General features: G+C 65.1%; 20 protein-coding genes. 12 read left to right on the plus strand and 8 right to left on the minus strand.

Features of this window, described 5'->3' with window-relative positions:
* Positions 1–3: 3 nt before the first annotated feature.
* The 9 genes from AC5Y4F_RS05675 to AC5Y4F_RS05715 are packed head-to-tail and all read left to right on the plus strand — an operon-like array spanning position 4 to position 9,245.
* The gene (locus tag AC5Y4F_RS05675; protein WP_067934449.1) at positions 4–1,272 is read left to right on the plus strand and encodes an MCE family protein; all 1,269 of its coding nucleotides are present in this window, start codon (positions 4–6) and stop codon (positions 1,270–1,272) included.
* A complete protein-coding gene (locus AC5Y4F_RS05680; RefSeq protein ID WP_067934447.1) occupies positions 1,269–2,297 on the plus strand; it encodes an MCE family protein in 1,029 nt (342 codons plus the stop codon). The genes AC5Y4F_RS05675 and AC5Y4F_RS05680 overlap by 4 nt, the downstream gene beginning before the upstream one ends.
* Complete coding sequence (locus tag AC5Y4F_RS05685) at positions 2,294–3,478, plus strand: MCE family protein (RefSeq protein WP_156750050.1); 1,185 nt, start codon at positions 2,294–2,296, stop codon at positions 3,476–3,478. Before AC5Y4F_RS05680 ends, AC5Y4F_RS05685 begins: the two co-directional genes overlap by 4 nt.
* Entirely contained in the window at positions 3,475–4,815 is a 1,341-nt protein-coding gene (locus AC5Y4F_RS05690) for an MCE family protein (RefSeq protein ID WP_067934445.1), read from the plus strand. Before AC5Y4F_RS05685 ends, AC5Y4F_RS05690 begins: the two co-directional genes overlap by 4 nt.
* A complete protein-coding gene (locus AC5Y4F_RS05695; protein ID WP_499995443.1) occupies positions 4,812–5,933 on the plus strand; it encodes an MCE family protein in 1,122 nt (373 codons plus the stop codon). Before AC5Y4F_RS05690 ends, AC5Y4F_RS05695 begins: the two co-directional genes overlap by 4 nt.
* Positions 5,934–7,418 (plus strand): MCE family protein, encoded by a 1,485-nt coding sequence (locus AC5Y4F_RS05700; protein ID WP_499995445.1) that lies wholly within the window; start codon positions 5,934–5,936, stop codon positions 7,416–7,418.
* 17 nt (positions 7,419–7,435) lie between these two features.
* On the plus strand, positions 7,436–8,104 hold the full coding sequence (locus AC5Y4F_RS05705; protein WP_499995447.1) for an Rv1363c family protein: 669 nt from the start codon (positions 7,436–7,438) through the stop codon (positions 8,102–8,104).
* On the plus strand, positions 8,101–8,724 hold the full coding sequence (locus AC5Y4F_RS05710) for an Rv1363c family protein (protein WP_231986366.1): 624 nt from the start codon (positions 8,101–8,103) through the stop codon (positions 8,722–8,724). The genes AC5Y4F_RS05705 and AC5Y4F_RS05710 overlap by 4 nt, the downstream gene beginning before the upstream one ends.
* Before the next feature lie 14 nt (positions 8,725–8,738).
* Positions 8,739–9,245 carry a CAP domain-containing protein gene (locus tag AC5Y4F_RS05715; protein ID WP_499995449.1) on the plus strand — a complete coding sequence of 169 codons (507 nt, stop codon included), beginning with the start codon at positions 8,739–8,741 and terminating at the stop codon, positions 9,243–9,245.
* An 11-nt stretch (positions 9,246–9,256) separates the two neighbouring features.
* Here AC5Y4F_RS05715 and AC5Y4F_RS05720 read toward each other — a convergent pair whose 3' ends face one another.
* From AC5Y4F_RS05720 to AC5Y4F_RS05735, 4 genes are all read right to left on the minus strand, one after another.
* Positions 9,257–9,838 (minus strand): rhodanese-like domain-containing protein, encoded by a 582-nt coding sequence (locus tag AC5Y4F_RS05720; RefSeq protein ID WP_499995451.1) that lies wholly within the window; start codon positions 9,836–9,838, stop codon positions 9,257–9,259.
* A 68-nt stretch (positions 9,839–9,906) separates the two neighbouring features.
* Positions 9,907–11,262 carry an MBL fold metallo-hydrolase gene (locus AC5Y4F_RS05725; RefSeq protein WP_067934708.1) on the minus strand — a complete coding sequence of 452 codons (1,356 nt, stop codon included), beginning with the start codon at positions 11,260–11,262 and terminating at the stop codon, positions 9,907–9,909.
* 295 nt (positions 11,263–11,557) lie between these two features.
* A complete protein-coding gene (locus tag AC5Y4F_RS05730; RefSeq protein WP_369829704.1) occupies positions 11,558–11,806 on the minus strand; it encodes a hypothetical protein in 249 nt (82 codons plus the stop codon).
* A 155-nt stretch (positions 11,807–11,961) separates the two neighbouring features.
* Complete coding sequence (locus AC5Y4F_RS05735; protein WP_499995793.1) at positions 11,962–16,200, minus strand: bifunctional nitrate reductase/sulfite reductase flavoprotein subunit alpha; 4,239 nt, start codon at positions 16,198–16,200, stop codon at positions 11,962–11,964.
* Positions 16,201–16,529: 329 nt separating this feature from the next.
* Between AC5Y4F_RS05735 and AC5Y4F_RS05740 the strand changes: the two genes are divergently transcribed.
* A complete protein-coding gene (locus AC5Y4F_RS05740; protein WP_499995795.1) occupies positions 16,530–16,997 on the plus strand; it encodes an LppP/LprE family lipoprotein in 468 nt (155 codons plus the stop codon).
* Between the two features lie 54 nt (positions 16,998–17,051).
* Here the strand turns inward: AC5Y4F_RS05740 and AC5Y4F_RS05745 are convergent, their stop codons facing one another.
* The 3 genes from AC5Y4F_RS05745 to AC5Y4F_RS05755 form a co-directional block, all read right to left on the minus strand.
* Positions 17,052–19,004, minus strand: coding sequence for an acyl-CoA dehydrogenase family protein (locus AC5Y4F_RS05745; protein ID WP_067934432.1), 1,953 nt, complete (start codon positions 19,002–19,004; stop codon positions 17,052–17,054).
* 100 nt (positions 19,005–19,104) lie between these two features.
* Positions 19,105–21,570 carry an ATP-binding cassette domain-containing protein gene (locus AC5Y4F_RS05750; protein ID WP_499995453.1) on the minus strand — a complete coding sequence of 822 codons (2,466 nt, stop codon included), beginning with the start codon at positions 21,568–21,570 and terminating at the stop codon, positions 19,105–19,107.
* Positions 21,571–21,669: 99 nt separating this feature from the next.
* The gene (locus AC5Y4F_RS05755; RefSeq protein ID WP_067940264.1) at positions 21,670–22,158 is read right to left on the minus strand and encodes a MarR family winged helix-turn-helix transcriptional regulator; all 489 of its coding nucleotides are present in this window, start codon (positions 22,156–22,158) and stop codon (positions 21,670–21,672) included.
* A 196-nt stretch (positions 22,159–22,354) separates the two neighbouring features.
* Here AC5Y4F_RS05755 and AC5Y4F_RS05760 point away from each other — a divergent pair, with 196 nt between their 5' ends.
* On the plus strand, positions 22,355–24,334 hold the full coding sequence (locus AC5Y4F_RS05760) for an ABC transporter ATP-binding protein (RefSeq protein ID WP_499995796.1): 1,980 nt from the start codon (positions 22,355–22,357) through the stop codon (positions 24,332–24,334).
* Positions 24,331–25,179, plus strand: a complete 849-nt coding sequence (locus AC5Y4F_RS05765) for a CbiQ family ECF transporter T component (protein ID WP_499995454.1) — start codon at positions 24,331–24,333, stop codon at positions 25,177–25,179. The genes AC5Y4F_RS05760 and AC5Y4F_RS05765 overlap by 4 nt, the downstream gene beginning before the upstream one ends.
* Positions 25,180–25,204: 25 nt before the next feature.
* Here the strand turns inward: AC5Y4F_RS05765 and AC5Y4F_RS05770 are convergent, their stop codons facing one another.
* On the minus strand, positions 25,205–25,651 hold the full coding sequence (locus tag AC5Y4F_RS05770) for an Rv2324 family transcriptional regulator (RefSeq protein ID WP_067940254.1): 447 nt from the start codon (positions 25,649–25,651) through the stop codon (positions 25,205–25,207).
* Positions 25,652–25,763: the final 112 nt, after the last annotated feature.

Genomic DNA, 25,763 nt, shown 5'->3' on the forward strand with positions numbered 1-25,763 from the left:
CGGATGAGTGATCACCGGACTGGCGGGGCATTCCAGCGAAACAGGACCCGCCACAGCAAGATTGACCCGATCTGGTGGGCACCCACCCTGTTCATCCTGATCGGCGGTTTGATCGCCATGACCGCGGCCTCGTTCTCGGGCAAATTTCAGGCTTTCGTGCCGCTCACGCTGGTGTCGGACCGTGCCGGGTTGGTGATGGAAGACGGCGCCAAGGTCAAGCTGCGCGGGGTCCAGGTGGGCCAGGTCGCTTCGATCGGCACCGACGTGAAGTCGGCCCGGCTGCAGCTGAAGATACAACCGGACGCCTTCAAGTATCTGCCCAGCAACCTCGAGGCTGAGATCAAGTCGACCACCGCGTTCGGCTCCAAATATGTCGATCTGATCGTTCCGGATCATCCCAGTGCCACGTCGCTGAAACCCGGCGCGATGCTGCGCTCGCGCAACGTCACCGTCGAAGTCAACACCGTATTCGAGAATCTGCAGTCGGTAGTCCAAGCGCTCGACCCGGCAAAGCTGAACTCGATCTTATCGGCCTTCGCACAATCGGTGCGCGGTAAGGGCGATCGGATCGGGCAGGCGATCAGCGACGCGAATAACGTGCTTCTCACCGTCAACCCGCGCATGGATACCGTCGGCAGGGACTGGCGGCTGTTCGGCAAGACCGCCGGCATCTATTCCGATGCCGCACAGAACATTCTGTCCATCCTGGATTCGGCGACGACGACCAGCGCCACCATGACAGACGACCAGCACGCGCTGGATTCGCTATTGCTGTCGGCGATCGGCTTCAGCCAGACCGGCATCAACGTGATCGGCCGCAACGAATCGAACATCGTGCGGTCAATGAACCTGCTCAACCCGACCATGGCGCTGCTGCAGAAATACTCGCCGACCTATACATGCCTTTTCCAGGGGGCGCAGTGGTACGTCGACCACGGTGGTCGCGACGCGCTGGGGGGCAACGGTTATTCCGTGATCCTGGACGCCGCACTGCTTTTCGGCGACGATCCATATCGCTTCCCGAAACACCTGCCCAAGGTCAACGCCACCGGCGGTCCGGGGGGCAAGCCCAGCTGCGGTTCGTTACCCGACCCCAGCGCGAACTTCCCGGTGCGTGCGCTGGTCACCGATACCGGCTGGGGGGCGGCCCCGAACGAGATCCGCACCAACGTGGCAGCGGGTAATCCGTGGTGGGCCAACTGGTTTCCGACTACCAAGAACCCTCCAGAAGCGCCACGCTACTTCTGGCGCGGGGGGCAGCCGCCGCCATGAGAAGGAAGCTATCCAGCATCATCCTGCGGGTCGGGGTCTTCACCGCGGTCTGCCTGCTGTTCACCTTCGCGCTGATCGCGGTGTTCGGTCAGCTGCGGTTCGAGGACCGCACGGGCTACCGCGCGATCTTCACCAACATCTCCGGCCTGAAGTCCGGCAACTTCGTGCGCATCGCCGGGGTGGAAGTCGGCAAGGTCGGCGATCTCGATCTGCATCGCGACGGCACGGTCACAGTCGACTTCGCGGTGGACAAGGGCGTGCGCCTCAGCGAGGGCACCAAGGCCGTCGTGCGCTACGAGAATCTGATCGGCGATCGCTACCTCGCGCTCGAGGAGACCCCGGGGTCGCCGCGCCGGCTGCTGCCCGGGGCGACCATTCCGCTGGCACGGACGTCGCCCGCGCTCGATCTCGACGCGCTGATCGGTGGTTTCCGCCCGTTGTTCCGCGCGCTGGACCCGGATCAGGTCAACGCCTTATCCGGTCAACTGCTGCGGATCTTCCAGGGGCAGGGCGGAACGCTGGCTTCGGTGCTGTCGCAAACATCGATATTGACCTCAACCCTGGCCGGGCGCAGCGAGCTGATCGGCCAGCTGATCACCAACCTGAACACCGTGCTGCACACCTTCGCCACACGTGACCATGAGTTCTCTGATGGAGTGGACAAGCTGGCCCAGCTGGTGGACGGGCTGGCACAGCGTAGGAACGACATCTCCACCGGCCTTGCCTACATCGATGCGGCGGCGGGCTCGATCACCGATCTGCTCGCCCAGTCCCGCCAGCCGATCAAAGATGTTGTGCACGAGACGGATCGGGTGTCAGGGCAGGTGCTGTCCGACAAAGAATACGTCGACAAACTGCTGACGGACCTTCCGGACATCTACCAGGTACTCGCCCGACAGGGCCTCAACGGTGACTATTTCGGCTTCTACTTCTGCGAGGTATTGCTCAAGCTGAACGGTAAAGGGGGCAACCCGATCTTCGTCAAACTGTTGGGCCAGCCCAGCGGGCGGTGCACACCGCGATGAAGCTGAAACTGCCCACCGGCAAACCGGCTGACCGGCGAAACCCTTTCCTGCTGGGCGTGATGGGAACCGTCATCCTGGCCTGTGTGGCTATCGTTGCTTTCCAGTACAACAAGCTGCCGTTCATCAAGAACACGGATGACTACGCGGCGTACTTCGCCGAAGCCGGGGGCATCAAACCGGGTAATACCGTACGGGTTTCGGGCATGGGCGTGGGCCGCGTTTCCGACCTTCGGCTGGAGGGCAGCAAGGTCCGGGTCGGCTTCACCGTGCACAAAGGCATCGATCTGGGCGACCGCACCGAGGCCGCCATCAAGACCGAAACCATACTGGGCGCCAAGATGCTCGAGCTGACGCCGCGCGGAAGCGGGAAGTTGTCGGGCACCATCCCACTGGAGCGCACCACTTCGCCGTATGAGCTTCCCGACGCTCTGGGCGATCTGACGACCACGATCAGCGGCCTAGACACCGCCCAATTGTCCACGGCCCTCACAACATTGGCCAACACCCTCAAAGCGACGCCGTCCAATGTGAGGCCGGCGCTGGAGGGTGTCGCTCGGTTCTCCGACACCCTCAACGGACGGGACGCACAGCTGCGCAGCCTGCTGGGCAACGCGAACAAGGTCTCGACTGTGCTGGGCAAGCGCAGCCAGCAGGTCGCCGGACTGGTCGCGAATTCCAACGCACTGCTTGCCGCACTGCTGGACGAACGAGATTCGCTGGACGCCTTGATGAACAACCTGACCGCGGTTTCGCACCAGATCTCCGGCCTGGTCAACGACAACCGGACACAGCTCAAGCCGGCCCTCGACAAGCTCAACGGTGTGCTCGAAATCCTCGACAACCGCAAGGAGGACATTCAAAAGACGCTGCCCAAGTTCAAGCGCTATGCGATGTCATTCGGCGAATGCTTGGGATCTGGACCGTTCTTCAAGGCCTACGTGGCCAACCTGGTTCCCGGCCAGATCGGTGGGCCGGTACTGGATGCCGACATGTATGACCGGTTCTTGGACCCCAACCAGAAGCTCCCGTCGGAGGCGGTCGACCCGCCCACCGGCACCCCGCCTGTGCCGCCGGAGAACGCGCCGGTGCCGCTGTGGTCTCAGCCACCGTCGCCCCCGCCGTCGACGCCGCCCATCCGCACCATTCCGCCGCCCTCGCCGCACGATTTCGATGCGCCATGAATATCAGTCGAGGCACCCTTCGCAAAGCAACGGCGGCGAGCTTGATCCTGACGCTGGCCGTGGCGTCGTTCCTGGTCGGCAACAAGCTGTGGAAGGACGTCGAAAAGAACACGTACTCTGCGTATTTCGCGGAGGCAAACGGCTTGTTCGTCGGTGACGAGATTCGCATCCTCGGCGTGGCCGTCGGCGTGGTCGACAAGATCGAGCCCCAGCCCGCCAGCTCCAAGGTGACGTTCTCAGTCGACAAACAGTATTCGATTCCGGCCGATGCCCGCGCCGCCATCCTGTCGCCGTCGCTGGTGACATCGCGGGCAATTCAGCTGGTCCCGGCGTACTCCGGCGGTCCCAAGTTGAGCGCCGGGTCCTCGATTCCGCTGAGCCGCACCGCGGTTCCGGTCGAGTGGGATGACTTCCGCAAGCAGCTGGAGAAGCTGACCGATGCCCTGCAGCCCACCAGTCCGGGCGGCGTCAACTCCGTCGGCGAGTTCATTGACTCGGCGGCCGACAATGTGCGCGGCCAGGGAGACACCGCACGCGACACGGTGATCAAGCTGTCCGAGGCGATCTCGGCGCTCGGTGATCACGCCGACGACATCTTCAGCACCGTGCGCAACCTGCAGTTGTTGGTGTCCGCGCTGTATTCCAGCAGCGACCTGCTGGGCTCGTTCAACCAGAACCTGGCGAGCGTGACGACGCTGCTGTCGAACACGCCCAATGAAGTGGGCAGCGCGCTGAAGTCGCTGGACGGGGCGCTCACGGATGTGCGTGATTTCCTGGCCGAGAACCGCGAAGCGGCGGGTGTCACGTTCGACCGGCTGGGTTCCATCACGACGGCGCTGAACGACAGCCGCGGCGATATCAAGCAGATCCTGCACATCGCCCCGACGGTGTTCCAGAATTTCCTGAACATCTACCAGCCGGCGCAGAGCGCGATGACCGGCATCCTGGCGCTGAACAACTTCGCCGATATCCCGCAGTTCATCTGCAGCTCGATCGAGGCCGCGTCGCGGGCGCGCCTGGCCCGGGTGTCGAAACTGTGCCTGCAGTATCTCAACCCGATCATCAAAAACCGTATCTACAACTACATTCCGGCGGGGATCAACCCGTTCGTCGGGACACAGGCCCGGCCCAGCGAGATCACCTACAGCGAGGACTGGCTGCGGCCCGGATACACGCCCCCGGCCGACGCACCCGCGCCGCCGGATGTTGCCCCGCCGCCACCCGAGCAGCCGGCGCCCGCCGACGCCGCGCCGCCCGCCGACGCGCCCCCCGCGAACACGACGTCCAACTCGATCCAGGTGCTGCAGAGCTTGATGCTTCCCACGGGGCCGTCATGAGACGCGCGGTGGCCGTTGTCCTCGGACTGGTATGCATTGCCTCCCTGCCGGCATGCGGCTGGCGCGGCCTGAATTCGTTCAGGCTGCCCGGCACCGCGGGCGGGGGACCGGGCTCTTACACGATTCAGGCGCAGATGCCCGATGTGGTCACCATCCAGGAGAACACCCGTGTCCGGGTGGACGACGTCAACGTCGGCAATGTCACCAAGATCGAGCTGCAAGATTGGCACGCGCTGGTGACCATGCGCATCGATGGCGATGTGCGGCTGCCGGCCAACTCGACCGCCAAGCTCGGGCAGACCAGCCTGCTCGGTTCGATGCACATCGAGCTGGCGCCGCCCAAGGACGAGCGGCCGGTCGGTCAACTCAAAGCCGGGTCGGTCATCCCGTTGTCACGCGCGAGTCTGTATCCCACCACCGAACAGACGCTGGCGTCGGTGTCGATCCTGCTCAACGGCGGGGGAATCGGCCAGCTGCAGGAGATCACGCAGGCGGTGGCCAAGGCGTTCGCCGGCCGCGAGAACGACATGCGCAGCCTGCTCGGCCAGATCGACGAATTCATCGCGCGCACCAACGATCAGACCGACGACATCATTGCCGCCGCCGAGAACCTCAACGCGTTAGCAGGGCAGGTCGCCGCCAACGACACGGTCATCGACAAGGCGCTGACGTCCGTGCCCAAAGCGCTCGACGTGTTGGCCAAGGAGCGGACGAAAATCGCCGACACGATCGATCAGGTCGGCAAGTTCAGCGCGATCGCCGCCGACACCATCCACCAGAGCAGGGAATCTCTGGTCAACAATCTGCGCAACATCGCACCCGTCCTGCGGTCGCTGGCCGACGCCGGGCCCTCGCTCACCAAGGGTTTGGACGGGCTGGCGACCTACCCGTGGCCGGCATCGACCGTGCGGAACTGGTTTCGCGGCGATTACGCCAACCTCACGCTGGTGGTCGACCTGACGTTGAGTCGCATCGACCAAGGACTGTTCACCGGCTCGCGATGGGAAGGCAACCTCACCCAACTCGAACTGCAATGGGGCCGCACCATCGGCATGCAGCCGAGCCCGGTCACCGGGGGCAACCCGCTGACCTATCCATACCATTTCGGGGGATACTGAATGCTTCGGTTGAATCGCCGGACGTGGATCCAGTTGTCAATCCTGACTCTGGTGACCGTCGTTTCCTGTGGCGCAATGGCATTCAACTTCATGAAGCTGCCCGCCACGTTGTTCGGGATCGGGGAGTATAAGGTCACGGTTGACCTGCCGCGATCGGGCGGGCTCTACGAGACGTCGGTGGTCACCTACCGCGGCACCGATGTGGGACAGGTGAAGTCGGTCGGCGTCACCGCGACCGGGGTGCGCGCTGTGCTGGCCTTGAGGTCGGGGGTCAAGGTGCCCTCCGAGGTGCAGGCGGCGGTGCACAGCCGCTCCGCGATCGGTGAGCAGTACATCGAGCTGACGCCGCAGCCCGGCAGGGACGGCCAACATTCCCGGATGCTGCGTGACGGCGACGTCATCACCGCCGGGCATGTCGACGTTCCCGTCGACATCGGCCACCTGCTTGACATGACCAACCGTGCGCTGCAAGCGATCCCACGCGACAACCTGCGGACCGTCATCGACGAGACCAACCGGGCGGTCGGCGGCCTCGGGCCGGAACTGTCCCGGATTGTCGACGGGTCGACCGCGCTGGCCGTAGCAGGAGGCCGGACCATCGACCCGCTCGCCGCCCTCATCGACCAGTCGCCGGCGGTACTCAACTCGCAGGTGCAGACATCCGACGCCATTGCAACGTGGGCCGACCGCACCGCGGCCATCATGGCGCAGTTCAAGGCGCAGGATGCCGCGGTACGAGACCTGTTGACTCAGGGCACATCCGGCATCGAGGAAGGCCGCGCGATGCTGGATCGGGTGGCGCCCGCGTTACCGGTGTTGTTCGCCAATCTGGTGAGCCTCGGCGATATCGCCGTCGTCTACCGCCACGACATCGAACAACTCCTGGTGCTGCTGCCGCAGGGCATCGCGGCCATGGCGGCGATCATCGTGCCAAGCTCGAACACCAAGCAGGAGTACCGGGGCGCCCAATTGGACTTCAACCTCAACCTCAACTTGCCGCCGCCCTGCACAACCGGCTACCTGCCGCCGCAGCAGCGCCGCTCACCGGCCAGCGTCGACGCCCCGGACCGGCCCGCCGCGGACCTGTTCTGCCGCGTGCCGCAAGACTCGGAGTTCAATGTCCGTGGCGTGCGCAACATTCCGTGTGAGGGCAAGCCGTGGAAGCGCGCGCCCACCGTCGAACTGTGCGAAAGCGATGAGGAGTACGTGCCGCTCAACGACGGCTACAACTGGAAAGGCGATCCAAATGCCACCACCAGCGGCCAGGGCGTCCCGCTATATCCGCCGGGCCAGGATCCGCGGCTACCACCGCCGCGGGGCACCGCACTACCGCCCGCGCCCGTGTCGCCCCCGCCGCCCGCGGTCGCGTCCTACGACCCGGCCACCGGTGACTATCTCGGGCCCGACGGACGCCGCTATACCCAATCGGACCTGGCCCACCCGCGTGCCAAGAACTGGCAACAACTACTCGTCCCGCAACCCTGAAAGTCTGAAGGAGCACCATGGCGGACAAACCTGATACGCCCGAGGCGGAGGAAACCGTCGACCAGCCAACGGAAATCGACGTTGCCGAGGACATCGACGCAGCCGAGTCCGAAGAGGCCGAAAAGATCTACGCCGAGGACGGGGATGGCGAGAGTCGGACCTTGGGGCGGCTCGCGCGGTGGCGCGAGGTCATCCGCGGGCGGCGGCTTTCGCGCACCGGATCCGCGTTGGTGGCCAGCGGCCTCATCGTGGCGACGCTGGCCGGCCTGAGCGGCTGGCTCGGCTACCGCGTCTACCAGAAGCACGAGGCCCAGGCCCGGCAGAACTTGTACGTCGCGACTGCCCGTCAGGGCGCGGTGAACCTCACCACGATCAACTACACGCAGGTCGACACCGACGTGCAGCGGATCCTCGATTTGGCCACCGGCGCATTCCGGGATGACTTCGAGCAGCGGGCCAAGCCGTTCGAGGAGGTTGTCAAGGCGGCGCAGTCGAAATCGGAAGGGACGGTCACCGACGCCGGACTGGAATCACAACGCGGCGACTCCGCCCAGGTTTTGGTTGCGGTCGCGGTGAAGTCGCGCACCGCCGGGGGCGAGGAGGCGCCGCGGGAGTGGCGCATGCGAATTGAGGTCCGATCTGTCGGCGATGACGCCAAGGTCTCCAACGTGGTGTTCGTGCCATGACGACGTTGAAAGAAGACGTGAAAGTCGATACCGCCGACGAGCAACTGGACTCGGCAACAGCTGCCGCGCAACACGAACCGGACGCATCCAAATCGTCCACCGACGTGCAGCCGGCGGCCGAGCGGACAAAGCGCCCCATCGGGTGGTCACGGGTGCTCGCCTACGGGATATTGCCCGCGCTCGCACTGGCTTTGGCGGTTGGCGCGGGGTACCTGAAGTGGTCGGCGGGGGCCGCCGACAATCTCGCACAGGCCCGGACCGAATCGGTGCAGGCCGCCCGCGACGACACGGTCGCGTTGTTGACTTATCACGCCGACACGGTGGAAAACGACCTCGCCGCGGCGCGCGAACGGCTCACCGGTGAGTTCAAGGATGCCTACGGCGAGCTGACCCGCCAGGTCGTCGTGCCCGGTGCCAAGGAGAAGCACATCTCGTCGGTGGCCAAAGCGATTGCGGCGGCCTCTGTTTCGGCGACCGAGAACCACGCCGTGGCCCTGGTGTATGTCGACCAGACGGTGACCATCGGGGCGGGCGCTCCCACCGACACCCAGCCCGTAGTGCGGGTGACCCTGGATAAGGTCAACGGCCGGTGGCTGGTGTCGCGTTTCGAGCCCACATAATCCGAGGGACGACCATGGAACTATCGGTACGCCGTTGCGCCCGGGTGGTGCCCACCGGCGTCGTTTTGCTGGGCACAGCCGTTTTGGCGGCTCCGGTCGCGCAGGCCGACAATAAGCGGCTCAACAGCGCGGTCGTCTCTGCCGTCTACACCCTGCAGCACCAGGTGGGCTGCACGAATGACGTCATCAGAAACAACGCGCTCACCCTGGCCGCCGAATGGCACGCCGAAGACATGATGAACAACCGAAACATCGACGGTGACATCGGCTCCGACGGATCCACGCCACAAGACCGCGCCAACGCCGCCGGCTTCCGCGGCAGGGCCGCTGAGACGGTGGCCATCAATCCGGCGATCGCCATCAGCAGCCTGGAACTGGTCAATCAGTGGTACTACAACGCCGACCACATGGCGATCATCCGCGACTGCGCCAACACCACCATCGGGGTGTGGTCGGACAACAGTATGGACCGCACCGTGGTGGTGGCGGTGTACGGGCAGCCGGACCTGGCGAAGCGTTAAGCGGCGACCGCCTAGTGACCGTCCAGTCGCGACAGAACCGTCTCGGCATCCAACGTTGCACCGCGGTTGTACGGCAATTTGGAGAGCACGGTCGCCATCGCGCAGGTGTTGGATAGCGCGGCGTAAGTCAGGCCCCCTCCAATCCCGGCGGCCAGCCATTTGAGTCGCGGGACGACGACGCTTCCGAGGACGGACGAAAGTACGACCGATCCCGCGACGAGGCGTACCTGGCGCTCGAGGTCCCATCGCTGGGCGCCGCGATCAACCGAAAAGCCTTGTCCCTCCCAGTCGAGGATGCCGTTCTCCAACACGCGACTACCGGTCAAACCCGCGTTGCGCAAAAGTTTTAGGGCCTTGGTAGAGCGTTGCCCCGAACGGCATACCAGGACGGTCTCCCGATCCCCGCCCAAAAGCTGGGCAATCTCGCGGGAGCGTTCGTCCAGTATGTCCAGCGGCACGTTGTGAGACCCGCGTATGTGTGAGGTTTCGAACTCCGCGGGTGTCCGAACATCAACGATGCGCAGAGCGGTCGAAGATCCGAGCCGCTCGTGCAGCTCGGCCGACGTGATGGCGTCGGCGGTCGGTGCGCTCATGGTGTTTCCTCCCGTTGTGGGCGCCTCACTTTAGTCACTACGCGCGATCGCGGCGACGGCAGGCATTTTCAATCACCGTGAACCTCGGTGATGCTCAGGTTTTCGGCGTTGTCGTAGTCGTCGTCGATGAGCACAACGCGGCGTTGCTGCCGGTCGAGCAGAGCCGCGGCGATCGACGCCCGGTATCCGCTGGCGCAGTGGATCCAAAGCTCGCGGTCTTCGGGTAGTTCGACGAGGCGCTCCGGCAGCTCGTGCAGCGCGATGTTGACCGCATCACGCACGTGGCCGTTGTCGAATTCGTTTGACTGACGAACATCGACGACGGTGACCGTGCCGGTGTCGAGCGCGTCGACGAGGTCCTTGAACGACGCGACCCGGTAACTGCCCAGCGTCGCACCATCGGCCAGCGCGCGTATGTCGCCAGTGGCGCTGCCGGTGAGGCGATCGACGCCGATGCGGGCGAGCTCGCGCTGAGCGTCGGCGACTTGCTCGGTGTCCTCACCGATCAACGTCAGCGGTGCGCCCCAGCTGTAAAGCCACCCGAGGTAGTTCACGAAAGACCCCGACAGCTCGAATCCGTAGCTGCCGCGCAGGTGCCCTGCTGCGAACGCCGTTCGGTTCCGAAGGTCGACCACCCATTCGCCGGCGTCGATCCGGTGCCGAAGCTCCTGCGCGTCCACCGGTTTGGGCGGGGAGAGGTCCGCCGCTTCGGGGCCGGCCCTGTTGATGACGCCCATGTGCGCGTAGTAGGCGGGATACGCAGCAAGCCCGGCCACAAGCTCGTCGACGTATTCCTGTTCGTCCTTCGTCAGCGCCGGATTGATGAGGCGTTGTTCGCCGATGGTGGAGGCGTCACCGTCGGGCGGGGTCGCCGAACAGAAACTGCCGAATCCGTGGGTGGGGTAGATCGCGGTCTCCGAAGGCAGCTCATCGGCGAGGCGCCGGACCGAATCGTATTGCCGCCGGGCCAATTCCTCGGTGTGGTCGTCACCGACCAGGTCCGTTCTGCCGGTGCTACCAAACAGCAGCGACCCGCCCGTGAAGACGCCGATAGTGTCCCCGGAATCCTCGCGCAGCACATAGCTGACGTGATGGTGGGTATGTCCGGGGGTGAACAACGCTTCCAGATGTATTCCGCCGGTGTCGATCCGGTCGCGATCCTCAACCGCGCGGCGGTCGAAATGGACCTCTTCCCCTGCGGGAACGACGTATTGGGCGCCGGTCGCTCTGGCCAGTGCCAGGCCGCCGGTCACGTAGTCGCTGTGGATGTGGGTTTCCAGCACGTGGGTGATGCGCAGGTCTTTAGTCAGCTCGAGCACCCGATCGATGTCTCGTTGCGGATCCACCGCGACGGCAACCTCACCGTCGCTGATGAGATAGCTGCGGTCACCCAAGCCCGACGTTTCGATGATCGTCACGCTCACCATGCTTTTCAAACCTCTTGATCGGCAGGCGTCGGCGTGGCGGAGGCTTGCGCGGGTCTTCGGCTCATGGCAATCGGCATGTTTTTTAGTACCCGGAACGCGGATTACTGGCCATCCGTCGAGCGGGCGCCAACCGCGGCCGGAGCACGTGTGAGCCGGGTCAGTGGGCGGGTCAGCGCAGCTCAACGCCCGCAAAAGCTACGGCGTGGAAGCGTCAGGGGATTTCAACCTCGGTGATTTTTTGCGTCGGCCGCGTTGCGAGGCAAAGTCGCGCCGTTGAATCCGAGCAGCGTCGCTAGCCGCTGGTGAGCGATTCGTCCCCGGCGATCTCACAGACGCAGACATGGCCACCCCGTCGCCATGGCCCGAACCGCGTGCCGCGCCTGCGCATCAGGTGCTGCGTGTAAACCTTGTCGCGTTGATCTCGCGAGAACGCAAAATCCAGGTTCACCGGCAACCCTGCCCAGTCGCACTGGTCACTGATGGATTCATCGGCCATGCCGGCGGATCGCAGCCGGCATTGCAGCGGGCAGCCGTTCTTCAAGACCCGATCGGGTCCATCACACTCCCGAGCCACCATGTCGTCACTCCTTCAGGCGCGCGACCTTATGAGGCCAATCGTGCGACGCGGAAGTTTCGGCGGCGGGTGTGCGATGTTTCCGCTGTGTTACGGCTTGGGGCGGCAATGGCCGATCGACGCTAGTAGACGTCGCGGTGGTAGCGCTTGTCGGCGCTCAGGGATCGGACGTAGTCCTTTGCTGCGTCCGGGTCCAGGTTGCCGAATTCGGCGGCGATCTCGCAGAGCGTCCGGTCCACGTCCTTGGCCATGGGATCGGCGGTGCCGCAGACGTACAGCTGGGCGCCGTCCTGCAGCCAGCTCCACAGCTGGGCTCCACGCTTGCGCATCAGGTGCTGCACATAGACCTTTTGCTGCTGGTCGCGTGAGAACGCCAGGTCCAACTCGGTGAGGAACCCGTCATCACGCATCTGCTCGAGTTCGTCGCGGTAATAGAAGTCGGTGGCGGCGTGCTGCTCACCGAAGAACAGCCAGTTGGGTCCGGTGTGGCCGAGCGCCCGTCGTTCCTGCAGAAAACCGCGGAAGGGCGCGATGCCGGTCCCGGGACCGATCATGATCATCGGCGTGTCCGACTCACTCGGAGGCCGGAAGTTGCTCGACGGCTGCAGATAGACGGCCACTCGGTCGCCGGGTGAGCGGTCGGCCAAGTAGGTCGAACACACCCCGCGGCGCGGCACGCCCTGGAAGTTGAACCGCACCGGGGAGACTGTCAGGTGAACCTCTCCCGGGAAAGCTTTCGGGCTGGACGAAATCGAGTACAGCCGCGGCTGAAGGCGTTTGAGGACCCGCAGCCACTCGTGGGCCGACGCGGAGACCGGCAGCTTCGACAGCAGGTCGATGGACTGGCGTCCCCACGCCCACTCCGACAGTGCGCGCTTGTTTTCCGGCTTCAACAGCTCCGCGAGTGTTGAGTCAGCGGTGCGCTCTTGCACGAACCGCACCAGGTCCCGGCTGATATGGGCGATCTCGATTCGCTCGGTGATCGCGGAACGCAACGACATCAGACCGTGCTCGCCGACCTCGACCGGGGTCTGCCCATTCAGTCCGGTGACCGACAGCCATTGGTCGACCAACTCGTCGCTATTGCGCGGCCACACGCCCAGCGCGTCACCGGCCGCATAGGTCACGGATTCCTCCGGCATGTCGAAAACCAAGTGGCGCACGTCTTTTGTCGATTGCGGCTGGCTCAGCACGGTGTTGCGCATCATGCCCGTGACCAGCGGGCGCTTCTTGTTGTAGGTGCTGGCGGCGGGCGTGCTCGGGCGGGATGGCGCCACAACCGCGGAAGCGCGGGCCGGCGTCGGCGTAGCACCGTCTCCGCCGACGGAGGTCGGCGTCCGGGTCAGGGCTTCGATGATGTCGCTCAACCACTTCGCGGCGGTGTCGTCGTAGTCGGGTTCGCAATCCACCCGGTCGGCGATGCGCACCGCTCCCAGCTCGGCGAGGCGCGCGTCCAACTTGCGTCCGTGACCGCAGAAATCGTCATAGTTGGAATCACCGAGCGCGAGTACCGCGTAGCGGGTGCCGGTGAGTCGCGGCGCGCTGTCGGATGTCAGCACCCGCCAGAGGCCGGCGCCGTTGTCGGGCGCTTCGCCGTCACCGGTGGTGCTGGTGACGAGCAACAGCTCCCGCGTCGTCGCCAACTCGGCCTGCGGAAAGTCATCCATGCTGTGCAGCACGACGGGAAGCTCCGCGGTGCCCAACCGCGCCGCGATCTCGGCGGCGAGTTCCTCGGCATTCCCGGTCTGCGATGCCCACAGCACCACGATGGGAGCGCGCTCGGCCGCGGGTTTGGCGCCGGCGGTCACGGCGGGCGGTTGCTGGGCGGTCGGCGAGTTCGACCGGGCCCCCTCTGGCGGCGCCCCTGGCTCCGGTCCGTCGATGCGCGAGAACAACCCCGCCAGCAGGCCATCCACCCAGAGCCGGGTGCTGGAATCGAACGGCGCGCTCAGCGGCAAAGTGGGCACCCCACCGGCACGCCGACCCGCGTCCGAGCGAAGCCCCGACAGCATACCGGCAAGATACGAGCGACCGAGCTCGTTGAATTCCGGCTTGGGTTGCGTTGCCACACCCAGCAATTCGGCCAGGGCGTCGACTTGTGACACGCTGATTTCTCGTACCTCCGTGGGCGCGGGTGGTAGTGTGTCGCGCGGTGCCGGCGCTTCGGTGCCCGAGACAGGTTGCGAGACGGCGACCTTTGTCAACGTGACGGCGCACGCCTTGAATTCGGGTTGGTTCGAGATCGGGTCGACCGCATCGTTGGTGACGGCGTTGATCGACAGATATTCGCCGAAGGCGTCGTTCCAGTGGAAGGGGGCGAAGCAGTTGGCGGGCCGCACCCGGTCGCTGATGACGGCCGGCAGCACGGCACGCCCTCGGCGGGAGGCGATTTCGATCTGATCGCCGTCGATGATCTGGAGGCGGGCGGCGTCGTCGGGGTGGACCTCGACGAACGGTCCGGAATTGAGTTTATTGAGTTTCGCCACCTTGCCGGTCTTGGTCATGGTGTGCCATTGGTGCGGCAGGCGGCCGGTGTTGAGCAGGAAGGGGTAGTCGTCGTCGGGCATTTCCTCGGGCAGCAGGTGCGGACGGGCGAAGAACACCGCACGACCAGTTGGCGTCGGGAAGGCCAACCGCGGCACGCTGCCATCGGCGCGGACCAACTGCGTCTGGCTGACACCGTCGTTGACATAACGCATTGGGTTGCGGTCGCCTTCGGTTTCGGGAGCGCACGGCCACTGCAGCGGACCCTTACGCAGTCGCTCATAGCTGGCGCCGCGTAGGTCATAGCCCGTCTTCGGGTTGGAGAACCGCTTGATCTCCTCGAAGACCTCCTCGGCGGATTCGTAGCTGAACGCCCCCGAAAATCCCATCTCGCAGGCGATCCGGGCGATGATCTGCCAGTCGGGCAGAGCGTGGCCGGGCGCCCGCATCGCCGGCTGGAACAAGGTCATGTTGCGCTCGGAATTGACCATGACCCCTTCGGATTCCGTCCACAGGGCGGCCGGCAACAACACGTCGGCGTATTCGTTGGTCTCGGTCTCGAAGAACGCGTCCTGCGCGATCACCAATTCGGTGCTTTCCAGTGCGGCCAGTACCGTTTTTCGATTGGCCACTGAGGCAACGGGATTGGTGCAGATGATCCAGCACGCCTTGATCTTCCCGTCGGCCATTCGGGAGAACATGTCGATGGTGCCGCTGCCGACCTGGGTGCGCAGCGTTCCGTGGGGAATGCCCCATAGGTTTTCGACGAACTCGCGATCGTCGTCCGATGTCACCGAACGCTGACCCGGCAAACCCGGGCCCATGTAACCCATCTCGCGACCGCCCATCGCGTTGGGTTGGCCGGTGAGCGAGAAGGGCCCGCTTCCTGGCTTGCAGATGGCGCCGGTAGCCAGGTGCAGGTTGCAGATGGCGTTGGTGTTCCAGGTGCCGTGCGTGCTCTGGTTGAGGCCCATCGTCCAGCAGCTGATGAAATTCTCCGCTTCACCGATCATTTGAGCCGCTTTGCGGATGTCCTGTTCGGGTATGCCGGTCACCGCGCTGACCATGTCGGGCGTGTACTGCTCCAGGAAACTGGCCATCACCTCCCAGCCCTCGGTGAATTCGGCGATGAAATCTGCGTCGATGTGGCCGTTCTCGACGATCAGATGCAGCAGTCCGTTGAGCAGTGCCAGATCGGCTCCCGGAGCGATCTGCAGGAAAAGATCGGCCTTGTCGGCGGTCGCGGTGCGGCGCGGGTCGACGACGATCAGCTTCGCGCCCGCCTTGATCCGGTCCATCATGCGCAAGAACAGGATCGGGTGGCAGTCGGCCATGTTGGCGCCGATGACGAAAAAGACGTCGGCACGTTCGAAGTCCTGGTACGACCCGGGCGGTCCGTCCGCACCCAGCGAGAGCTTGTATCCAGAGCCCGCGCTGGCCATGCACAGCCGCGAGTTCGACTCGATCTGGTTGGTGCCGATGAAGCCTTTGGTCAGCTTGTTCGCCAGGTACTGCGCTTCGATGGACATCTGCCCGGACACGTACATAGCGAAGGAGTCCGCGCCGTGCTCATCGACGATTGCGCGTAACCGCTTCGCGCACTGGGTGATCGCCCGGTCCATGTCAATGGGCTCGAGTGGTTCGCTGCGGTCGGCCCGCACATGCGCTGAGGCCATCCGGCCGGGCGCTTTCAGCATGTCCGCGGTGGTGGTGCCCTTGGTGCACAACCGCCCGAAGTTGGCCGGATGTTCCTTGCTCCCAACCGACTTGGCGACGTGATCGCGGCCTGTTTGCGGATCCGTTGTGATCTGCAACACCATGCCGCAACCGACGCCGCAGTAAGCGCACATGGTGTTCACGGCGTTCTCACGCGCCATGGACTCCCTGGCCACGCTCACGTCCCTCCGTCAAGTGCCTACGGGTTAGCTCCGCATCGGGTGAGTTCATTGTGGGGCAGGCATGTTTCGGCATCGCTGCCCGGAATTTCCCCCGGTTTACTTCTTTCTCTCAACCGCCAACGCGCCGGTGTGAATTCGCCGGGGGTACACACGGCTAAGGATCGCGTTAGCGCAGGTCATCGTTGACCGTCTGTCCCGCTCGAGGCTACTCAGCATGCCCGTCGAAACGCTGCTCAGAACAGGGTTTTTGACCAAACCGATGGGACATTCACAGTCTTCGCTAAGCTCACCGCGTGCGTCAGCTCATTGTGATCGTTCTGATTTTGCTGGCCTCCGGTTGCGGCTGGAAGCCCGCCGCGCCACCACCGGCCCGGCCCGACACCTGCAAGGACTCCGATGGACCCACGGGCGACACCGTGCGCCGGGCCATCACCGCGGTTCCGATCACCATCCCCGGCACCATCTGGGTCGAGATGGGCAGGGGCCACACGCGAAACTGCCGGTTGTACTGGGTGCAGATCATCCCGACGATCGCCAGCGAATCGACCCCGCAACAACTGATCTTCTTCGACCACAACACGCCGCTCGGTAGCCCCACCTCGAGCCCGAAGCCGTACATCACCGTGCTGCCGCCCTCGGATGACACCGTGACCGTTCAATACCAATGGCAGAAGGGAAACGATCAGCCGTGTTGTCCCACCGGGATCGGGACGGTCAAGTTCCGGATCGGCCCAGACGGCAAGCTGCAAACCCTCGGCAAGGTGCCGAACCAATAGTGTTTTGGCCCAGGCGCCGGGCGCGTGGTGGCTTGACGACCGCTGAGCGGCCCGTCAGCTGGTGACGGCCTCGGACAGGTTTTCCGGGTGCAGCATTTCGACGTAACGGAGCCGTTCCGGGATGCCGAAGCCGTCGACCAGCGTCTCGGCATGCGGGCGCAGCGCGCGACATCGGTCGTTGATCCCCCGGGTGACCGCCTTGGCGCGTTCGGTGGACAGATAGCGGTGCTCGATGTACCAGGCCTTGTCGACCTCGATGACTGATAGCGCGTAAAGGTCGCACAAGATGCCCAGCAGTTCGCGGGCCTGCTCGTCAGGGCACGCGTCGATCCCGGCGACGAACGCCTCGAGGATGACTCGATCGATGTGCGCGCTGGCTGCGTGCAAAACGTGGTCCTGCACCGAGTTGAACGCGTCGAATGCCGACATCTCTTTGGATTTGGCCTGCAGGCGACGGGCCACCGATGCCAGCAGATACTCCTCGCGGTCCTCGAACATCGTGATCTGCGTGCCGCGGTTGAAGAGGCTGCCCTCTTCCTCGCTGTCTTGCCGGGCGTCAACGATCGTTTGGATAATCGCCTCTGCCGCAGTGCGTTTGACGACGCGTTCACCCACGGTACTGGCGGCGAAGCGCACCCATTCGACCGGACTCATGCTTTTGATGTCGTCGGCGTAGGCCGTGAGCAGTTCCTTGGCCACCAATTGGGTCAGCACATGGTTGTCGCCCTCGAAGGTGGTGAAAACGTCTGTGTCGCCCCGAAGCCCGATCAGCCTGTTCTCGGCCATGTAACCCGCGCCGCCACACGCCTCGCGGGACTCCTGAATCGCCCGACTCGCATGCCAGGTGTTGGCCGCCTTCAGCCCGGCGGCACGCGCTTCGAGTTCGCGTTGCTCGTCGGCGTCGGGCGCGTCAGCGCTCTGCACGTCGTGACACTTGCCCACCAATTCGTTCTGCGCGAACTGCAGTGCGTAGGACTTCGCGATCAACGGAAACAGTCGGCGCTGGTGCACCAGGTAGTCCATGATCAGCACTTCGGAGTCGTCACCAGGTGCGGTGAACTGCCTGCGCTGCAACGCATACCGGGTGGCGATATCCAGCGCCACGCGGGCGGCGGCGCCCGCGCTGCCGCCCACCGTGATCCGGCCGCGGACCAGGGTGCCCAGCATGGTGAAGAACCGGCGGTTCGGGTTGTCGATCGGCGAACTGTACGTGCCGTCTGCCGCGACGTCACCGTATTTGTTGAGCAGGTTTACCCGCGGGACGCGGACATGGTCGAACACGATGCGCCCGTTGTCGACGCCGGGCAGTCCGCCCTTGTATTCGCAGTCCGACGTGGTGACCCCGGGCAGGTCATTGCCGTCCTCGTCCCGGATCGGGACCAGCACGCAGTGCACACCGTGATTGACCGGCTTGCCGTCCTCGGTTGTGATCAGCTGCGCGAAAACCGCTGCCATGGTTGCGGTTTCGGCGGCGCCGCCGATGTAGTCCTTACGGGCTGACGGGGTGGGGGAGTCGATGACGAACTCTTGCGTCTCAGCGTCGTAGGTCGCGGTGGTCTCTAGCGACTGCACGTCGCTGCCATGTCCGGTCTCGGTCATCGCGAAACAACCCCGCAGATCCAGACTGATGATCTTGGGCACGTAGAGCTCGTGATGGCGCTCTGTCCCCAGGTTCTCCACCGCCCCGCCGAACAGGCCCCACTGCACGCCGGCCTTCACCATCAGCGACAGATCCGACATCGCCAGCATCTCGATCATCGTGATCGCCGCACCGACGTCGCCCGTGCCGCCGTGTTCCTTCTTGAAACTGTCGGCAGCCGCGCCGAACGCCGCCATGATTCTCATTTGCTCCGCCACTTTGGTGCGGGCGATCACGGTGTTCGGTGTGTAGTGCGGGCGGAACAGGTCCTCGGTGAGGGTGTCTCGCATCCGGTTTCTGACGTCGCGCCAACGCCCGTCCAAGGCATTGCGCAGATATTCGGCAGTGGTAGTGGGTTCAGGCGCCATAAAACGACAGTAATGGGCGGTTCGCGTCACGGCGAACAGCGACGATGTTCATGTCGGGGAGCAGAACTTTGCGACGGCCGTCGGCGCCCGGCGCCGGTACTCAGCGCTGAGGATTTTGCGGCTCGCGGTCGGGCGGCGGGTTGCGGCTCTCGCCGAGGGGCGACCGCAGCCGATAGAGGGTGAACCCCGCCGCGATCACCCCGAACAGGACGAGCATCCCCATGTCGAACACCCACCAACCGCTGTAGTGGGTCCACGTCACGGCGTCGGCGGCAAGCGAGTCGACCCTGCGCAGATTCGCGGTGGACGCCGCGGCCGCGAATCCCCATTGGGCCGGGACGAACCAGCTGACCTGCTGCAGGCCCCACACACTCACCAGCTGCACCAGACTCCCGTTGAACAGCGCGGACGCCAGGATCACCGGCACCATCAGCGGCAAAACCTCCCGCAGCGACTTCCCCAGCGACGACAGCGCGAGGCCGACGAGGGCGGACACGATCGCGGTGACGGCCATGCTCACGTACAGCTCGACCGTGGCGTTGTGCAGCAAGACGGAGCTTCCCCCGGGGCCGCCCTTGACCGCGATGACGATGGCCACCGCGACGGCCGTCCAGACGGCCGCGGCCAGGCCGTACACGATGACCTTGGCGGTCAGGTAGGCCGGCGCGGACAGACCGACCTCCTGCTCGCGCCGAAAGATTCTGTGTTCGCAAACCAGCGCGCGGATCGTCAGCGCCGTGCCGATGATCACCGCCGCGACGTTGAGGGCGGCCAGGATCTCGATGGCCTGATGGGCGTTGGTGCTGCCCGGACCGGGCTTCATCAGGCCGGAATCACCGGGAATCAGCAGCGCCAGCCCCGCCAACACGAACGGCAGGATAGCCAGGAACGCAAAGTAGGCGCGATCGCCGAGAAGCAGGTGAGCCTCGCGTCGGGCCACCCATCGGATCTGGCGGTTCCTGGACAGCCCGGGCTGCGGAGGACCGGGTGCTGCGACTTCGGGAGGGGTGGTCGGGGCAGCCGTCTGCTGCCTCGCGCGGAAGGCGCGGTGGGCTCCGTCGGGATCTGCGCCGACCCGTGACAGCACGCTCGACCAGTCGGTGGTGCCCATCGCGGATTCGATCTGCAAGGGCGTTCCGAGGTAGGCCATCGTGCCCGCGGCGGTGAGCACCAAGACCTGGTCGCACGCGTTCAAGTCGGTGAGCGACGTGCGCGCCGAGATCGCGACCACGACGGCACAGCCAATGTTGGCCTGGTGCCGCAGGATCGCCATCACCTGACGTTGTTGAGCCCCGTCGAGTCCGGCGGTTGGCTCGTCCACGACGAGCAGACTCGGCCGGGAGACGAGCTCGACCGCCAGGCCAACGCACCGGCGCACGTCGGGTGCCAGTTTGCGGATCCTGGTGCCTTGGTGCGGTGTCAGCTCGAGTTCGTCGAGAATCTGGCCGACCTCGCGGTCACGTTCCTCGGGCAAGGTGTCCGGGGGCAGCCGGATTTCGGCGGCATACTTCACGGTCTGCGCGACCGTGAGCTGAGGATGCAGACGATCGACCCGGGGGACCAACCCGATGTGGGCCCGCATGGACTCCGGGTCTGCGTGGACGTCGTGTCCGTCCACGGTGACGCGTCCGGAGCTGGGTGCTCTGGTGCCGGCCAGCAGCGTGAGCAGCGCGGAATTACGTGCGGCCGACGGTCCGGTTACCGCGGTCATGGCGCCGGGACGCGCGATGAAGGAGATGTCCGACAGGATTTGGTGCCCGTCGGCCCTCAGGCCCAGCTGATATGCGGTCATCCCCGTGGTGCGCGACGCGGCCCGCAGCGGCAGGCGATGGGTGGAGTCGGGTTGCGCGGTGCGGAACGACGGGCGCTGCGCGCGCAGCTTGCTGGTCACCATGCGCTCGATCAGACTCGGGCCCTTTTGCTGGTCGTAAGCCGCCGGGGGCGGGGCCATCGGTGGAACCGGTGGCGGAGCCGGGGCCGTCGGGGGCGGGGCGGCCGCACCGGGCGGCGGTGACGGCGGGGTGGGCTGAAGTGGTTGCTGAGCGGCGGGCGGCGGGGGCGCGACGACGGGCATGCGCTGGGTGGCGCTCTGGGTGGGCAGCCGCGGGTCGGGCTCGTGCGGACCAGCCGGCGTCCGCGTGCCCGGTGGTGGAACCGGAGGCGCCTGCGGCGCATTGTGCGGGGGATACGCCGGGCCACCGGCCGGGGGATGACCGGGCGCCGCGGCCGAGGGTGCGGTTTGAAAGACGAGGCGGGGGCCGGCCTGGGGATCCCCGATGGCGATCCCCAGGCCGTCGCGGATCTCTACGGTGGGCAGTCGTGATCCGCCGGCGAAGATGCCGCGACGGCTCAGATCGATAGCCACCCATTGAGTTCCGGTGAACCGCAGGATCACGTCGACTCGGGGCGCCGGCGGCCGTTGCGGATCGTGGTCGAGAGGCTCCAGCGGAATGTCGCAACCCGGGCCGTAGCCCACGATCACGTCGCGGCCAGGGTTGAAGACATACCTCGTCGGTCCGGCCCATACGGTCAGCGAGGCCGGAAGGGCCGAAGCCTCTGTCGGCATTCCCCGCCACCTTTCACCAGTTGATTGATCACGCCCGCAAGCGCCGGTCGCCGCGTTCGCTTAACTGTCTACCCTTGCCCCAGCTCCAACCATCAGCGTTCACACCGTGGTGCGCCGACCCGCAACGGAACTGGCACGCGAGTCGTTGTCGAGCAGCCCGCGCAATACTTGCACCGCTTGTACCAGCACCTGACGGTCCGAGGGGTCGAGCAGCGCCAATTGCGGTTCGATCGCGGCGGCGCGGTCGGCCCGAACCGCGTTGAGCGTGCGCCGGCCCTCGGCCGTAATGCGAATTCGGACCGCGCGCGCATCTCCCGGGTCGACCATCCGCGTGACCAGGCCGGCCTCCTCGAGGCGGCGCACTTGCGTCGTCATCGTCGGTTGCGAACAGTGATCGACGGCGGCCAGGTCACCTATTCGGGCTTCGCCGTGAGCTTCGATGGTGGCCAGCAGCCTGGCCTGCGCTGCAGGTAATGGCATCTGGATGCGCTGGGTTGCCATGCGGTTGAGCCGCGCGACCACGGCGAGCAGGTCGGCTCCCAGGCCCTGCGCTCCCTCGAGTTTTGCGGCTTCGACGACGTTGTCCATGCATCCATCGTTGCATAGCTTTGCTAAGCGAGGCCGAAATAGGACGAGTTTCGGGCGTTCGCACCTCAGACGAATGTGATGGCGGGAGTTAGCACTGCGGCCTGGCAGAATCGTTGAAGTGAAAACCCCGCCCCCGGTCCGTTTGCGAGACCGGGGTGGACCGCTACAACCAGCCGAGTTGGCGCAGGGCTCGGTCATGGGTGCCCTTTGCGCGGTGATCGCAATTATTGCCTCGCTCATCCCGTTCGCTCAGGGGTTGGCACTGCTGGGGACGGTGCCGATGGCGCTGTTGGCATACCGCTACCGGCTGCGAGCGCTGGTCGCCGCCACGGTTGCCGCCGGGATGATCACTTTCCTCATTTCCGGACTGGGCAGCTTGGCGGCCGTCCTCATCTGCGCCTATATCGGCGGATTGACCGGGCTTGTCAAGCGCAAGGGCCGCGGCCCATCGACTGTGGTGGTCTGGTCGTTTGTCGCCGGAGCCGTTATTGGCGCAGTGACCGTCGCAATGTTGAAGGTCTTAACCCGGCTGCGGCATCTGATCTTTCACGTTGTGACCGCCAATGTGGACGGCGTCAATGCGTTCCTGGTGCGAGTGCATCTGCAAGGAGTCGCCGCCGGGGTGCAGCGGTGCTTCACCTTTGGGCTGCACAACTGGCCGTCGTTGCTGCTCGGTTACCTCACCTACGGGGTGATGGTCTCGTCGTTGATCGGGTGGTGGGTACTCTCGCGGCTCTTAGAGCGGATGCACAACATTCCGGATGTGCACAAGCTGGACGCAACTGACAGCGCTGGATTCTCGGAGGGCCCGATCGGCCCGGTGCCGGTCCGATTGGTCGACGTGCGATTCCGCTACCCCGGTGCCAGCCAAGATGCTTTGCGTGAGATCAGCCTCGACCTCCGGGTCGGCGAACATGTCGCGGTTGTGGGCGCGAACGGTTCCGGTAAAACGACCTTGACCCTGATCTTGGCGGGCCGGGAACCGACGTCGGGTGCCGTATATCGGCCTGGCGCAGTGGGTTTGGGAAGGGTCGGTGGCACATCGCTCGTGCTTCAGCACCCACAAACCCAGGTCTTGGGCACCAGGGTCGCCGACGATGTCGTCTGGGGGTTGCCGCCGGGTACCGAAGTCGATGTGAATCGGCTGCTGGGGGAGGTCGGCCTGGAGGGGCTCGCCGAGCGCGACACCGGAAGTCTGTCCGGCGGGGAACTGCAGCGGCTGGCACTAGCCGCCGCACTCGCCCGGGAGCCCTCGCTGCTGATCGCTGACGAGTTCACCAGCATGATCGACCAGCCGGGCCGCGAACTCCTATTGGACGTGCTGTCCGGTCTCCCCGAACGGCACCGGACCGCCCTGGTGCATATCACGCATTTCGACAATGAGGCCGCATCGGCGGATCGCACAATCAACCTCAGCGATTCATCCGACAACCGCGCAATGGTCGAAATCGCGCCCGCGCCGTTGCCCACCGGCGCGGCCAGTCCCGGCTCCAACACACCGGTCATCGAGGTGATGGGCGTCGGGCACGAATATCACAGTGGGACACCATGGGCGAAGACGGCTCTGCGCGACATCAACTTCACGGTGGAGCAAGGCGATGGACTTCTGATCCACGGCGGCAACGGATCTGGCAAGTCGACACTTGCGTGGATCATGGCTGGGCTGACGGTGCCCACCGAGGGCGTCTGCCTTATCGACGGCGAACCCACCCATCAGCACGTCGGCGCGGTGGCTTTGTCGTTCCAGACCGCCAGACTGCAGTTGATGCGCAGCCACGTCGACCGGGAATTGGCATCGGTTGCGGGCTTTTCGCCCACGGACCACGACCGCGTGGCCGCTGCGTTGACCGCGGTCGGACTGGATCCTGTGCTTGCCGAGCGGCGCATCGATCAACTCAGCGGAGGACAGATGCGCCGCGTGGTGCTGGCCGGACTGTTGGCGTGTTCGCCCCGGGTGTTGATTCTCGACGAACCGCTGGCCGGGCTGGACGCCAGCAGCCAGCGCGGCCTCCGGCGAGTGCTTGCGAATTTGCGCCGGACGCGTGGCCTGACCTTGGTGGTCATTTCGCACGATTTCGTCGGACTTGATGAGGTGTGTCCGCGGACAATCCATTTACGCGACGGTGCGCTGGAAACGGTGTCTACCACTGCCGCCGGGGGAGGCCTGGCGGGATGACAACTTTCACCAGGGCGGCCAATGCGAACCGGCGCCGTTCCAGATCGGTCGTCCTGCTGGTCCCGGTGCCCGGGAGTTCGGCCATTCACGAATTATGGGCCGGTACTAAATTGCTGGTCGTCTTCGGCGTTTCCGTGCTGCTGACGTTCTATCCGGGATGGACGACGATCGCGTTGGTGGCGGCACTGGTGGCAGCGGCGGTCCGGATTGCACGGATTCCGCGTGGCGCTCTGCCGCCGATTCCGCGGTGGCTGTGGGCCCTTCTCGCGTTGGGCTTTGTGACCGCGGCGCTGGCTGGCGGCGCACCCAAGGTACCGATAGGCGATGTGGTCATCGGGCTTGGTGGAGCCCTGCACTTCTTCAGGATCACCGCGCTGACCCTCGTATTACTGGGGCTTGGAGCGATGGTGTCGTGGACCACGAACGTTGCCGAAATCGCGCCCGCGGTAGCGACGTTGGGGCGTCCGCTGAGATTGCTGCGCATTCCGGTTGACGAATGGGCGGTGGCGCTGGCGCTCGCGCTGCGCGCCTTTCCGATGCTGCTCGACGAATTTCATGTGCTCTACGCCGCTCGTCTGTTGCGGCCCAATCGAATACCCTCAGGCCGCAGGGCACGGCTCCGGCAGCAGAGACGGGGGATGATCGACCTGATGGCCGCGGCGGTGGTCGTGACTCTCCGTCGCGCTGACGAGATGGGCGACGCGATTACCGCCCGTGGCGGCATCGGTCAGCTATCCGCCAGCCCGGCACGGCCGAAACTGGCTGACTGGTTGACACTTGCGATCACCTTGTTCGTCTGCACCGCCGCAGTAGTGATCGAGACCCTGTTGCCGCAAGTCGGCTGATGTCGGCGGCGCTGACCGCCGCGCGTCAAGGCCGCATCCGGTCGATCAGGTTGGATAACACCACGATGCTCTCACTGCGTTCGATGTCGGCGCTGGACCGGATTCTTTCCAATGCGGCCTCCAAATGTCGCATGTCGCGGGCCAGCACATGCAGGATCGCATCAGAGGTGCCGGTGACTGTCGCGGCGCTGAACACCTCGGGAATATCCACCCACGCCGCTCGCAGTTCGTCGGGCGCGATCCGGCCGTGGCAGAACACCTGCACATAAGCTTCGGTATTCCAGCCCAAGGCGTTGCGGTCGACGACGGTGGTGAAGCTCTTGATGACGCCGCTGTCCAACATCCGGTCGACGCGCCGCTTCACCGCCGGCGCAGACAAATTCACCTTCTCCCCGATCTCGGCGAAGGTGGCCCGCGCATGCTCGGTGAGTTCGGCGAGGATGCGCTCGTCGGTCTCGTCCAAGCGATCCATCGCGCTCCTTTCCCGGAGATGACAACAAATCGACGTATCCAGAATTCTAGCGCAATAAAGTAACGGTAGACACGCAAGATGTGTAGTTTGATTAACTTCTGGGCCCTCAATA

Source organism: Mycobacterium sp. NGS56 (assembly GCF_059812425.1).

Bases quoted from the DNA above. Each gene is read 5' to 3' on its own strand.
- AC5Y4F_RS05695 (WP_499995443.1), top strand. From the start codon at position 4,812: ATGAGACGCGCGGTGGCCGTTGTCCTCGGACTGGTATGCATTGCCTCC.
- AC5Y4F_RS05735 (WP_499995793.1), bottom strand. From the start codon at position 16,200: ATGGCGCGTGAGAACGCCGTGAACACCATGTGCGCTTACTGCGGCGTC.
- AC5Y4F_RS05760 (WP_499995796.1), top strand. From the start codon at position 22,355: ATGGGTGCCCTTTGCGCGGTGATCGCAATTATTGCCTCGCTCATCCCG.
- AC5Y4F_RS05720 (WP_499995451.1), bottom strand. From the start codon at position 9,838: ATGAGCGCACCGACCGCCGACGCCATCACGTCGGCCGAGCTGCACGAG.
- AC5Y4F_RS05675 (WP_067934449.1), top strand. From the start codon at position 4: ATGAGTGATCACCGGACTGGCGGGGCATTCCAGCGAAACAGGACCCGC.
- AC5Y4F_RS05750 (WP_499995453.1), bottom strand. From the start codon at position 21,570: ATGCCGACAGAGGCTTCGGCCCTTCCGGCCTCGCTGACCGTATGGGCC.
- AC5Y4F_RS05700 (WP_499995445.1), top strand. From the start codon at position 5,934: ATGCTTCGGTTGAATCGCCGGACGTGGATCCAGTTGTCAATCCTGACT.
- AC5Y4F_RS05765 (WP_499995454.1), top strand. From the start codon at position 24,331: ATGACAACTTTCACCAGGGCGGCCAATGCGAACCGGCGCCGTTCCAGA.
- AC5Y4F_RS05755 (WP_067940264.1), bottom strand. From the start codon at position 22,158: ATGGACAACGTCGTCGAAGCCGCAAAACTCGAGGGAGCGCAGGGCCTG.
- AC5Y4F_RS05685 (WP_156750050.1), top strand. From the start codon at position 2,294: ATGAAGCTGAAACTGCCCACCGGCAAACCGGCTGACCGGCGAAACCCT.
- AC5Y4F_RS05745 (WP_067934432.1), bottom strand. From the start codon at position 19,004: ATGGCGCCTGAACCCACTACCACTGCCGAATATCTGCGCAATGCCTTG.
- AC5Y4F_RS05690 (WP_067934445.1), top strand. From the start codon at position 3,475: ATGAATATCAGTCGAGGCACCCTTCGCAAAGCAACGGCGGCGAGCTTG.
- AC5Y4F_RS05710 (WP_231986366.1), top strand. From the start codon at position 8,101: ATGACGACGTTGAAAGAAGACGTGAAAGTCGATACCGCCGACGAGCAA.
- AC5Y4F_RS05705 (WP_499995447.1), top strand. From the start codon at position 7,436: ATGGCGGACAAACCTGATACGCCCGAGGCGGAGGAAACCGTCGACCAG.
- AC5Y4F_RS05680 (WP_067934447.1), top strand. From the start codon at position 1,269: ATGAGAAGGAAGCTATCCAGCATCATCCTGCGGGTCGGGGTCTTCACC.
- AC5Y4F_RS05715 (WP_499995449.1), top strand. From the start codon at position 8,739: ATGGAACTATCGGTACGCCGTTGCGCCCGGGTGGTGCCCACCGGCGTC.
- AC5Y4F_RS05770 (WP_067940254.1), bottom strand. From the start codon at position 25,651: ATGGATCGCTTGGACGAGACCGACGAGCGCATCCTCGCCGAACTCACC.